Genomic DNA, 11,988 nt, shown 5'->3' with positions numbered 1-11,988 from the left:
AGCGAGCCTTCCAGCACGCCAGGCACTTCCTCGATGCGGTCGCGCAACTCGCGCGCAGCCGTCGTCAGAACGCGCTCGGGCACCTCGCCCGACAGCGTCACGACAAGGACGGGGAACTCGGAGACGTTGACTTCGGAGACCACAGGCTCCTCGGCTGCCTGCGGCAGGTCGGCCTTGCCGTCCTGGACCTTGCTGCGCGTGTCCTGCAGCGCAGTCGCCAGATCCGTCTGCGGGTGGAATTCGACCAGCACATAACCGCCACCCTGGAAGGCGGCCGAACGCATCTCCTTGAGCCCCTTGAGGCTCTTCAGCTTGGCTTCCATCGGCCGCAGCAGAAGGCGTTCCGAATCCTCGGGCGAGATGCCCTGATAGATCAGGCTGACATACATCATCGGAATCGGAACGTCGGGTTCCGCTTCCTTCGGTGTCGACTGATAGGCGACCGCACCGGCAAGGATGAGGAACACCAGCACCGAAATGGTCAGCCTGGCATTGCTGATTGCGAGTTTGACGATATCCATGATTACTGCGTCCCGGCCGTCGCTTCGCCCAAGAGCTTCTGGATGGTCGCCTGGTCGGCCTCGACCGGCTTGACCACTTCGCCTTCCTTCACCAGTTCCTGGCCGGCGACGATGATGCGCGCATCGGCAGGGATGCCGCCGAGCACCAGGCCGGTTGGCGTATCGTCGACCAGATCGATCGGGAAGAACACGACCTTGTTGTCCTTGTCGACGGCGCGGATGCCGAGATCGCCCTTGTCGCCGAGCGTCACCACGGAGCGCGGCAGCATGACTGCGTCGGTCGGCTGCGCGCTCAGCGCGATCTCGGCGGTCATCCCGGCCGGAATGGTGCCCTCGGGGTTGGGGATTGCGATCTCGACGCGGAAGGTGCGGGTGGCGGACGAGGCGTCGCGGCTGATATAGCGCACGGTGCCCTCGACATTCTGGCCGCTGACCAACCGTACCTTCGCCTTGTCGCCGATCTTCAGATAGCCGAGATCACGTTCGCTGACCTCGCCGCGGGCGATCACCGGATCGAGGCTCAGAATGGTCGCCACTTCGCCGCCCTGCATCACGGAACTGCCAAGCTCCACCGGCACCCGGTCGATGACGCCGTCGAACGGAGCCCTCACCTCATTGCGATCAAGCTGGGCTTGCATCGCTTCCAGCATCGACTGCGCTAAGGTCAGGGTGGAGCGAGCGTTGTCGAGCTGCAGCTTGGGCAGATTGCCGGTTTTCGCCAGCCGCGAGGCCGCATCAAGTTCGGCCTGACGCTGCGCGACAAGCTGCTTGGCATTGCTGAGCGCCGAAAGCTTTTCCTCGGTGGCAAGCATCAGCACGAGGTCGCCCGTCTTGACGTGCTGTCCTTGCTTGACCGGCAGCTTGTCGATGATGCCGTCGACCCGGGTCGCCAGCACCGCGCGCTTGTCGGCTTCGGTCAGTCCGGAAATGCGGATGGCGCGCGCATAGGTACGCCTAGGCGGGGTTAAGGTCGCGACGGTGCGCAACGGCGCCTTGGGCTGCTCTGCCTCAGCGGGCTTGGCCTTGCCGGCGTCAGCCGCCTTTGGCTGCTCGACCTCCCCCGCCTTGGGTTTGTCGGCGGCCGCGCTGCCGACGGACGAGAACTCGCCCGTCACCATCCAGGCAGCGAAACCGACAAGCACAACAATGGCTGCAAGCTTGTGAAACCTGTATTTCGGCATCGTCATTTTTCCAGTGCGCGGGATTCGGCCAGGCCGCGTCTTCTAACTCGGGCGCGTCGCCGATATGGGTGCGCGCAAGGCCGTGTTCAACTTGCCGTGATCGGCGAACGAGCTTCTACATCAAAGTTGCACCGCAATATAGTCAGAAATGTTGATGGGTAATACTTCGCTGGGCAGGGTGCGGCCGCCGTGAAGCGCGCCGGACCAGCGCGGCCTTTTATCTGCGAACATCGCATTCGGCGCAGTGCGGATGCGAAAGCAACCGCCAGACCGCGTCCCTCGGGCAAGTCTTGGCTGCATCGACCATCATCGGTGCCGTGCCCGGCTTGCCAGTGCCGTTGGTAAAGGCGCCAGCAAAACAGCATGGCAGCAGCTGTCAGCATGATGGGAATATTTCATGCAAAGATCACCTCCTTCGACAAGGGCAGTGTCCGGATGCGCTTGCCTGTCAGTGCGAAGATGGCGTTGGCGAGTGCCGGTGCCGCCGGCGGCGTGCCGACTTCGCCGACGCCGCCCATCTTGTGAAAATTCTCCAGGATGGCGACTTCGAACGCCGGACACTGGGAGATGCGCATGGCGTCGTAGTCATGAAAATTCGACTGCTCGACCATGCCGTCGGCGAAAGTAATCTCCTGGCCCATCGCTGCCGACAGGCCGTAGATGGCGGCTGAGATGAGTTGCGCCTCGATGATACCAGGATCGAGCGCGGTGCCGACATCGGCGGCGATCCACATCTTCTCGATGCGGATCCCGGACGGCGTGTCGGCGACCTGGACGATCTCGCCGACCCAACTGCCGAACGACAGCGTGAACGCCATGCCCTTGGCCTTGCCGGCGGGCAGCGCCTCGCCCCACTTCGCCATTTCGGCGACCTTCTCGACCACCTTCACCGCTGCCGGATAGGCAGCCATCAGCATCTTGCGCAGTTCGACCGGATCGGTTTTCCCGGCGACGGCGATCTCGTCCATAAAACCCTCATGAAAGAAGCCGTTGATCGAGCAGCCGACCGATCGCCAGAAGCCGACCGGGATGGAGGCGGGCGCAGCAATGCCGCTGACCCGGTAATTCGGGATGGTGTAGGGCTGGTCGTAGGCTCCATCGACAATGGACTTGTCGGGGCCAAGCGGCGATATCGAGGGAAACAGCCGGCGCAAGGTGCTGGCTATCGGCGATGGCGAGGCGATTGCCATGCCGATGGCGACCGGCATGCCGTCGTCGCCAAGCCGCGCCTGGAATTTGCCGACCGAAGCCGGCCGGTAAGCGTCGTGGCGCATGTCCTCCTCGCGCGTCCAGATCACCTTGATCGGCCGGCCCGCGGTTTCCTTCGCCATCAACGCGGCACAGAGCGCAAAGTCCACCTCGATACGTCGGCCGAAGCCGCCGCCCATGAAGGTGGTGTGGACGCTGACCTTGTCCTGTTCGATGCCGACAGCATTGGCGCAAAGCTGCCGCACCAAAGTCGGCGCCTGGTTGCCGCACCAGATGTCGAGAGCGCCGTCCTTCAGCCGCGCCGTCGCGTTCATCGGCTCCATCGTCGCATGTGCCAGATAAGGCACCTCATAGTCGGCCTCGACGATCCTTTCGCGGGGCGCGTCGGCGAAGGCGGTATCGACATCGCCATCGTCGCGCATCACCGATCCTTTTGTGCCGAGCGCCTGCTTCAGCACCTCGGAAATGCCGGCGCTGTCCGGCGGATATTCCGGATCGGCCCATTCGGCGTCGATCGCCTCCGCCGCCTTGAACGCCGCCCAGGTGTTTTCGGCGATGATGCCGAAGCCGTGGCCGTAATTCGTGTCGATCGGCACGATCTTGATCACGCCAGGCATTTTCTCGGCGTTGGAGACATCCGCCTTGACCGGTTTGGCCCAGAAGCGCGGGCTCATCTTGACCGTGCCGTACAGCATCTGCGGCAGCGTCACGTCGATGCCGAATATCGGTGCCCCGGTGACCTTGGCCAGCATGTCGATGCGTTTTTGCGGTTTGCCGAGCAGTTTCCAGTCGGCTTTGTCCTTGAGCCTGATTTCCGCGGGCGGCGCCATCGTCGCAGCGGTCGCGGCGACCGCGCCATAGGTCAGCGACTTGCCCGACGCCTTGTGCAGGACCCTGCCATTGGCGGTTTCCAGCTCGGCGGCAGCTATGCCGAGCTTTTGCGCGGCCGCCGCAATCAGCATCTGCCGCGCGACGGCGCCTGCCTGCCGCATCTTGCCGAAACCGTCGACCGTCGATGTCGAACCGCCGGTGCCTTGCAGGGCGAGGAATTTTCCGGCCACGCCCATGCCGGCGCGCACTATTTCAGCGGTCATGCTTTCATCGAAGAACGCGAACGGCCCGCCCTCTTCCAGCATCGCCGCATTGAAATAGGCGTAGGAGGCCGGGCCGTGCTCGACCTTGATCTGGTCGAGCCCGACATCGAGCTCTTCGGCAACCATGGCAGCAAGCGTCGTCGAGATGCCTTGGCCCATCTCGGCGCGCGGCGCGACGATGGTGATGGTGTTGTCGGCGCCGATTTTCACATAGGGGTTGAAGGTCGCTTCGTCAGCGGCGAGGTCGCCTTCCAGCGGATTCGGGTAGGGCCTGCGGTAGTAGTAATAACCGACGGCGACGCCGCCCGCGATGGCAGCGGTGCCGATGAGAAACGTGCGGCGGGCGATCTTTCCGACACTGGCCATGGTCAGATTCCCGCCGTCTTGAGGACGACCGCTCGTCTGATCGCCGCACGGATCTTCGGGTAGGTGCCGCAGCGGCAGAGATTGCCGCCCATGGCATCGTCGATGTCGGCATCGGTCGGGTCGGCAACCTGGTCGAGCAGCGCCACCGCGCTCATGATCTGGCCGGCCTGGCAGTAGCCGCACTGGGCGACCTGCTCTTCCAGCCATGCCTGCTGTACCGGATGCAGTCTGCCTTCGGTGCCGATGCCTTCGATCGTGGTGACCGCGCCGGTGACCTCACCGACCGGCAATGAACAGGAGCGCACCGGCTGGCCGTCGACATGCACCGTGCAGGCGCCGCAGGCGGCGATGCCGCAGCCGAACTTCGGCCCGGTCTTGCCCATGAGATCGCGCAGCGCCCACAGCAGCGGCATTTCGGGATCGGCATTGACGTCGAATGCCTGCCCGTCGACGGTGAGGCGCATGGGGATACCCTTTGTTGTCGTCCACAGCCGGGCAGGCCGGTCGGCCATTCGCCCTTATACATCTTGACAAATTACGTCATTTTGTCAATAGAGCTTTTGCAGGATAAAGTCGCGCCATGATCGAGATCGAGGACATCGCCACCGACCCCAAGCGCGCCCGCATTCTGGACAGCGCGATGAAGGTGTTTCTGGCCTATGGTTTCGCCCGCACCACCATGGACGACATTGCGCGTGCCGCCGACATGTCGCGGCCGGCGCTTTATCTCCAGTTCAAGAACAAGACCGATATTTATCGCGCCATTGCGTTGATGCTGCTCTCCCGCTCGCTCGAGCAGGCGAAAACGGCACTCGCCGGCGAAGAACCATTTGCCGAGCGCACGATGCGGGCCATCGACGAAGCGCTGATCTCGATGACGCGCACCGTCCACGCCTCGCCGCATGGCGCCGAACTCCTTGACATGAAATCGAGTCTCGCCGACCTGATCGGCTGCTGGCGCAGCCGGTTTGCCGAGCATATCGCCGCAGCGATCCAGAGCGAAGCCGGACGCAATGGCGTCGATCTCACCGCCAAGGGCTTGTCGGCAAAATTGCTGGCCGACATGCTGCTCGACGGGCTGGAAGGCATGAAGATGCGCATCAGTGATCCGGACGAGCAGCGGCGGGCTGCGGCCGCGCTGATCAAGGTGATCGATCTAGCCTTGCAAAAAAACTGACAAACAAAACGCCTCAGGCTCGGCGACGCGCTGCCTCGGGCTTCTTGCGTGCTGCAAGGAACTCCTTGACCCGCCGCCCCGGTGCCGGTCCACGCATCGGCTTGAAGCCGTCGTCGAGCTCGCCTGAGAGGTCAAGCGTCGGCCGCTTGCCGACGGCGTCGTAATTCTCCTCCAGCCAGTCGCTGGCGGCGGTGCGGCCAAGGTCGCGCAGATAGGTCAGAAACGCCCATTCGGCATTGACCTTGGACGATGCCGACAGGTCCTTGAATGCCTCGTCGGCATCGATGCGGTGCATGCGGATGTCGCGGTATTCGCCATGCGGCAGCAGGCCGGCGGCAATCAGCTCCTTGATGAAGGCGATCGAGCGGAATTCGCGCAGAAGTCCGGCGTTGAAGGTGATCTCGTCGATGCGATTCTGGATTTCGTTGGCGCTCTTCGGCGTCCCCTCGCGGACCACCGGATTGATCTGCACCAAAAGCACGTCCTCGGTGGCAGTCGTCTTGAAGAACGGGAACAGCGCCGGATTGCCGCCATAGCCGCCATCCCAGTAGGGCACGCCCTTGATCTCGACGGCGCGGAACAGCTGCGGCAGGCAAGCCGACGCCATCACCGTGTCGAGATCGATCTCGCCATCGGAAAAGACGCGTAACTGCCCGGTCTCGACATTGGTCGCGGAGATGAACAGCTCCATCGCCTTGCAGGCGCGCACATTGCCGAAATCGATCTCCTGTTCGATCACGTCGCGCAGCGGGTTGAGGCCGAGCGGGTTGGCGACATAGGGCGAAAACACCCGCGACATCGTGTCGAAAAACAGATAGCCCGGCGTGTTCTCGATCGACCAGTTGCCCCAGGCGACGTCCCACGGCATGCGCTGCACCGGGCTGAACCGGCCCTTCCGCGCCACCGCGCGCCAGAAATCGTCGAGCTTCTGCCGCGCGCCCTCGACGCCGCCGCGGACGAAGCCGTCGGCCAGCGCCACCGCGTTCATGGCGCCGGCGCTGGTGCCCGAAACCGCCGCGATGTCGAGCCGTCCGTCCTCCAGCAGCTGGTCGAGCACGCCCCAGGAAAAGGCGCCGTGCGAGCCGCCGCCCTGCAGCGCGACGTTGATCTTCTTGGGCTCCTCCGCCTTGCCGTTTGTCGTCATGGCGTTGTCCTTGATCTGTAGAGAGCCATTGGATGGATCACTGCGCGGTCCAGCCGCCGTCGACTGAGATTTGCGTGCCGTTGATCTGCGCTGCCGCATCCGAGCACAGGAACACCGCGGCAGCGGCAACTTGCTCGACCGTGACGAATTCCTTGGTCGGCTGCCTGTCGAGCATGACCTCGCGGACCACTGTGTCGCGGTCCATCTTGTTGGCCTTCATCTGGTCGGGGATCTGCGCCTCGACCAGCGGCGTCAGCACATAGCCGGGACAGATGGCGTTGCAGGTGATCTTGTCGCGCGCCAGTTCCAAAGCGACCGTCTTGGTCAGTCCCATGATGCCGTGCTTGGCCGCGACATAGGCCGATTTGAACGGCGAGGCGACCAGCCCATGGGCCGAGGCGATGTTGACGATCCTGCCGCCGCCGGCTTCTCTCATCAGCGGGATGGCGGCGGCGATGGTGTGAAAGGCCGACGACAAATTGATGGCGATGATGGCGTCCCACTTCTCGACGGGAAATTCTTCCACCGGCGCGACATGCTGGATGCCGGCATTGTTGACCAGGATGTCGACCGAGCCGAAGCTCTCGGCTGCCTTTGCGACCAGCGCCCGGCATTCGGCCGGCTTCGACATATCTGCCTTGATGTAGACAGTCTTCACGCCGTGATGCCTGGCGATCGCATCGGTGACGGCCTGGTCGTCGGCCGTGTCTGAAAAGGAATTGACGACGATGTTGCAGCCATCGGCCGCGAGGGCATGGGCGATTGCCAGGCCGATGCCCGAGGTGGAACCGGTGACGATGGCGGTTTTTCTGCTGGGCAAGGCGAAATCCTTCATTACGGCGCTAACGGACCATATTGCAGTGCAGCATATATGTCTCGTGTGGCGCAAAAACAGCGGCACTCAGTGGCGATGACATGAAATTTTTGTCATGAAAGAGGACACCCCTCACTCAAAGCTGTGCGCCTGACACCAGTGCGAAGACAGGTTTTGCAGTGCGAAGACAGTTTTGTCAGCGATCCCCGGAAGCCACTTCAGGGCTCGTGAGATTGCGTTTCGGGATGTGTCATCTGGCTCATGAAAAGACGCAGAGCTTTCCGTACGGCGAGCGATGGCGGCTCGGACGGATGCCACTCCGGGAAATGACCATCGATCGCCATGCGTGCCAGGCCGTAGACAAATGCGCGGGCGGCAAGCACCAGATGATCGAAGTCGGTGTCCGGGGCAAGCCGACCTTGTTGTTGCGCTTGGGTCAGCAGGGCGATCATTTTCCGGCGAACGGCTTCATTCTGATCACGAAGACTATCTGATGCCTCGAAATCGATCAGCGTCCGAGAACTGATGATCTGGAAATGCGTGGGATTGCTGATCGCCCACTCCAGATAGCCTTGCCCGATCGCTTCGAAGGCCACAATGGGATCTGCGCTGCCGACTTTGGACTGCGCATCGGCAACGGCCTCGGTAAGCCGGTTCATCGCCTGTTCGGCGACGGCGGTCAGCAGTGCTGATTTCGACCGAAAATGCCGGAATGGCGCGCCGGGCGAAACGCCGGCACGTTTTGCCGCCTCGCGCACCGAGACATGCTCTGCTCCGCGCTCTTCGATGATCTCTACGGTAGCAGCGATCAAGGCCTCGACCAGATTGCCGTGATGATAGCGCTTGGGGTTGGCGGCTTCGCCGGAATCCGTGGGGCTGGTCATGCCTGCCAATAGCACGACGCCGACATGTAATCACTGATTATTTTCTTGCGTCCAGGCGCTTCATATGTAACCAGTGATTACAACATCAATGGAGGTTACCATGCTTCGCTTCATCGCAACGACTGCCCTTGCTTTCTCTTTACTGTCGCTCGGGTCTGCCCAGGCCGAAGATCGGCCAACCCTGCAAATCGCCTGGCCGGCGGCCGGTTCGGTCATCGAACTCGGCAATGACCCAGAGAAGGCGATAGGCGTCGTCGTCAGCAGCAACTTCACGCTTCTGCCAGCGGGTGAATGCGACGGCGTCAGCCAATGCGGCCATTTGCATATGAAGATCGATCCCGCCGGAGATACCTGCAACATCCCCGGCAAGCCGTACAACAGCATGAACAGCGACTTTGGCGGCGATCTTGTCAAGGCTCGTTTCGGCCATTGCCCGGATGCCGCCGGCAAGCATGTGATCGGCGTCCTACTTGCCGATGATCATCACAAGCCCATTCTCGTCGACGGCAAACCCGTTACGGCTCTGGTGACGGTGACGACGAAATAGCGCGGGTCGGGTGGCACTCAGCCTCATTCGAGCGGAGATTTCTGATACGGCCTGCTGATGAGAGATTTCGGCCGGGCTTGGTCCGGCCGGCGATCACGACATCGTGTCGAGCTTGCGCTGCATGGCGGCGATCTGTTCCTTCAGTTCCTGAAGGTCGTCGGGCTTTTCCGACGTCTCTTTCCTGGCCGGCTCCGCCGGCGCTGCGGAAGTGCCATTCGAGCCTGCGGGTGGGAAGGGCGTGAACAGGCGCATGGCGTTCTGGAACATCTCCATATTGCGGCGCGTCTGCTCTTCCAGCGCCTTGATCGGCGTGGCGATCTTCATCATGTCCAGCGGCGACTTGCCCAACGCACCCTTCATCTGCTCGCGGAAGCGTTCCTGCTCCTTTGAGAAGGCGATCATCGACTGTTCGAGGAAGCTCGGCACGATCATCTGCATCTGGTCGCCGTAAAAAGCGATCAACTGGCGCAGGAACGGAATCGGCAGCATGTTCTGCCCTTCCTTGTTCTCCAGTTCAAAGATGATCTGGGTCAGCACCGGATGGGTGATGTCGTCGCCGGTCTTGGCGTCCTGGACGGTGAACTCCACGCCCTTCTTGACCATTTCGGCAAGGTCCTCGAGCGTCACATAGGTGCTGGTGCCGGTGTTGTAGAGGCGGCGATTGGCATATTTCTTGATGATAATCGGTTCGTCTTTCGCGGCCATCAGCATCCTCCCGGGACACCGGCGCACTTGAGGTAAGCTGCCGGTAACGATTGCGCCTTTTCAAGGATATGCGCAAAAGCGTCACAATTCCAAGCGGTTTGTGCAGTGCGGCATCAATTAATGCTGCACGGCGGGCTAAAAATGCTGCGCAGCAATGGGCCAGCTGTATCCACCACGATGCGCAACCTGCTTGCGGCGCATGGCCGGTATGCCCATTTCCGGTTTGACTTGGATCATTGAAAGGGCAAGAAAAGCCCTGACGATACAAACTGCGATACCAAAACCTCGATACCTCGAAGTGTGGAGAAGAACATGTCCGCTGCCATCGTTGTCGCCAGTGCGGCGCGCACGCCCGTCGGTTCCTTCAACGGCGCCTTCGCCGCCACGCCGGCGCATGAGCTTGGTGCCGTCGTCATCAAGGAGTTGCTGTCCCGTACCGGTGTCGAGCCGGCGGAGGTCGACGAGGTCATCCTCGGCCAGGTGCTGACTGCGGCTCAGGGCCAGAACCCCGCCCGCCAGGCATCTATCGAAGCCGGCCTGCCGAAGGAAACCACCGCTTGGGGCCTCAACCAGGTTTGCGGCTCAGGTCTGCGCGCTATTGCTCTCGGTATGCAGCAGATCGCGACAGGCGATGCCAAGGTGATCGTCGCCGGCGGGCAGGAATCGATGTCGCTGGCCCCGCACGCTCAACACCTGCGCGCCGGCGTCAAGATGGGCGACTACAAGATGATCGACATCATGATCAAGGATGGGCTGTGGGATGCCTTCAATGGCTACCACATGGGCAACACGGCCGAAAACGTCGCTCGCCAGTTCCAGATTACCCGCGAGGACCAGGACCAGCTCGCATTGGCCTCCCAGAACAAGGCAGAGGCCGCGCAGAAGGCCGGCAAATTCAAGGACGAGATCGTGGCCTTCACCGTCAAGGGCAAGAAGGGCGACACCATTGTCGACCAGGACGAATATATCCGCCACGGCGCCACGATCGAGGCCATGACCAAGCTGAGACCGGCCTTCGACAAGGACGGCACGGTGACCGCCGCCAATGCCTCCGGCATCAATGACGGCGCCGCCGCGGTGCTGCTGATGACCGAAGCGGAAGCCGCAAAGCGTGGCATCACGCCGCTGGCGCGCATCGTGTCCTGGGCGACCGCGGGTGTCGATCCGCAGATCATGGGCACCGGGCCCATTCCCGCCTCGCGCAAGGCGCTGGCCAAGGCCGGCTGGTCGGTCGGCGATCTCGACCTGATCGAGGCCAACGAAGCCTTCGCCGCCCAGGCCTGCGCCGTCAACAAGGACATGGGCTGGGATCCGTCGATCGTCAATGTCAATGGCGGCGCCATCGCCATCGGCCATCCGATCGGCGCCTCCGGGGCCCGCATCTTCAACACGCTGGTTTACGAGATGCGCCGCAGAAGTGCCAGGAAAGGCCTTGCCACGCTGTGCATCGGCGGCGGCATGGGGGTCGCCATGTGCGTGGAAGCGCTGTGAAGTCATCTGCAAAGCGCCGTGAGGACGGAGCGAGCAAGCCGTGAAACAGTCGGTGGCGAACAGGCTCCGCCGTTAGAGCGTTTCCGTTCGCCGCCCGCCGATCGAGAAAAAGGGAGGATATTATGACAAAGGTAGCACTCGTCACCGGTGGGTCGCGCGGCATTGGCGCCGCGATCTCGATCGGCCTGAAAACCGCCGGCTATCAGGTCGCCGCGAACTACGCCGGCAATGACGAAGCGGCGCAGAAATTCAAGGCAGAGACCGGCATCCCCGTCTACAAATGGTCGGTCGCCGACTACGATGCCTGCGCCGCCGGCATCAAGCAGATCGAGGCCGATCTCGGCCCGGTTTCCGTTCTGGTCAACAATGCCGGCATCACCCGCGACGCCATGTTCCACAAGATGACGCGCGAGCAGTGGAAAGAGGTCGTCGACACCAATCTTTCCGGCGTCTTCAACATGACGCACCCACTGTGGGTCGGCATGCGCGACCGCAAGTTCGGCCGCGTCATCACCATCTCCTCGATCAATGGCCAGAAAGGCCAGACCGGCCAGGTCAATTATTCGGCGTCGAAGGCCGGCGATATCGGCTTCACCAAGGCGCTCGCCCAGGAAGGGGCGCGGGTCGGTATCACCGTCAATGTCATCTGCCCCGGCTACATCGCCACCGAGATGGTCAGGGCGATGGACGAGAAGGTGCTCAATGAGCGCGTCATCCCGCAGATCCCGGTCGGCCGCCTCGGCGAGCCGGAAGAGATCGCACGCTGCGTCGTCTTCCTCGCTTCCGACGATGCCGGCTTCATCACCGGCTCGACCATTTCAGCCAATGGCGGCCAATATATCACCTGAGGCGTCA

At 62.4% G+C, this 11,988-nt stretch carries 12 protein-coding genes; 4 read left to right on the top strand and 8 right to left on the bottom strand.

Annotated elements, in window-relative coordinates; translation table 11 throughout:
• From AC0L17_RS26885 to AC0L17_RS26870, 4 genes are all read right to left on the bottom strand, one after another.
• Positions 1-521: efflux RND transporter permease subunit (locus AC0L17_RS26885; RefSeq protein WP_473518016.1), on the bottom strand; the 521-nt coding region annotated here is incomplete at its 3' end.
• A 2-nt stretch (positions 522-523) separates the two neighbouring features.
• A complete protein-coding gene (locus tag AC0L17_RS26880; RefSeq protein ID WP_473518015.1) occupies positions 524-1,702 on the bottom strand; it encodes an efflux RND transporter periplasmic adaptor subunit in 1,179 nt (392 codons plus the stop codon).
• A 395-nt stretch (positions 1,703-2,097) separates the two neighbouring features.
• Positions 2,098-4,371: a xanthine dehydrogenase family protein molybdopterin-binding subunit gene (locus AC0L17_RS26875; protein ID WP_473518014.1), complete on the bottom strand. Its 2,274-nt coding sequence runs from the start codon at positions 4,369-4,371 to the stop codon at positions 2,098-2,100.
• Between the two features lie 2 nt (positions 4,372-4,373).
• On the bottom strand, positions 4,374-4,835 hold the full coding sequence (locus AC0L17_RS26870; RefSeq protein WP_287327235.1) for a (2Fe-2S)-binding protein: 462 nt from the start codon (positions 4,833-4,835) through the stop codon (positions 4,374-4,376).
• Between the two features lie 116 nt (positions 4,836-4,951).
• On the opposite strand from AC0L17_RS26870, the gene AC0L17_RS26865 reads away from it, so the two are divergent.
• A complete protein-coding gene (locus AC0L17_RS26865) occupies positions 4,952-5,548 on the top strand; it encodes a TetR/AcrR family transcriptional regulator (protein WP_023797012.1) in 597 nt (198 codons plus the stop codon).
• A gap of 13 nt (positions 5,549-5,561) precedes the next feature.
• Here the strand turns inward: AC0L17_RS26865 and AC0L17_RS26860 are convergent, their stop codons facing one another.
• From AC0L17_RS26860 to AC0L17_RS26850, 3 genes are all read right to left on the bottom strand, one after another.
• Positions 5,562-6,692: a patatin-like phospholipase family protein gene (locus tag AC0L17_RS26860; protein WP_473518013.1), complete on the bottom strand. Its 1,131-nt coding sequence runs from the start codon at positions 6,690-6,692 to the stop codon at positions 5,562-5,564.
• 37 nt (positions 6,693-6,729) lie between these two features.
• A complete protein-coding gene (locus AC0L17_RS26855; RefSeq protein ID WP_167366413.1) occupies positions 6,730-7,527 on the bottom strand; it encodes a 3-hydroxybutyrate dehydrogenase in 798 nt (265 codons plus the stop codon).
• Positions 7,528-7,724: 197 nt separating this feature from the next.
• Complete coding sequence (locus AC0L17_RS26850; protein WP_473518019.1) at positions 7,725-8,390, bottom strand: TetR/AcrR family transcriptional regulator; 666 nt, start codon at positions 8,388-8,390, stop codon at positions 7,725-7,727.
• Positions 8,391-8,490: 100 nt separating this feature from the next.
• On the opposite strand from AC0L17_RS26850, the gene AC0L17_RS26845 reads away from it, so the two are divergent.
• A complete protein-coding gene (locus AC0L17_RS26845; protein WP_473518012.1) occupies positions 8,491-8,937 on the top strand; it encodes a hypothetical protein in 447 nt (148 codons plus the stop codon).
• Positions 8,938-9,030: 93 nt separating this feature from the next.
• Here the strand turns inward: AC0L17_RS26845 and phaR are convergent, their stop codons facing one another.
• Complete coding sequence (gene phaR / locus AC0L17_RS26840) at positions 9,031-9,642, bottom strand: polyhydroxyalkanoate synthesis repressor PhaR (RefSeq protein WP_027152940.1); 612 nt, start codon at positions 9,640-9,642, stop codon at positions 9,031-9,033.
• A gap of 312 nt (positions 9,643-9,954) precedes the next feature.
• Between phaR and AC0L17_RS26835 the strand changes: the two genes are divergently transcribed.
• Positions 9,955-11,133, top strand: coding sequence for an acetyl-CoA C-acetyltransferase (locus AC0L17_RS26835; protein WP_287234304.1), 1,179 nt, complete (start codon positions 9,955-9,957; stop codon positions 11,131-11,133).
• Positions 11,134-11,255: 122 nt separating this feature from the next.
• Positions 11,256-11,981, top strand: a complete 726-nt coding sequence (gene phbB / locus AC0L17_RS26830) for an acetoacetyl-CoA reductase (protein WP_128170628.1) — start codon at positions 11,256-11,258, stop codon at positions 11,979-11,981.
• Positions 11,982-11,988: the final 7 nt, after the last annotated feature.

The sequence above is a fragment of the Mesorhizobium sp. WSM4829 genome (assembly GCF_055811475.1).
Note: the sequence above shows the minus strand (reverse complement) of the source record. Positions and strands in the feature narration are given on the sequence as shown.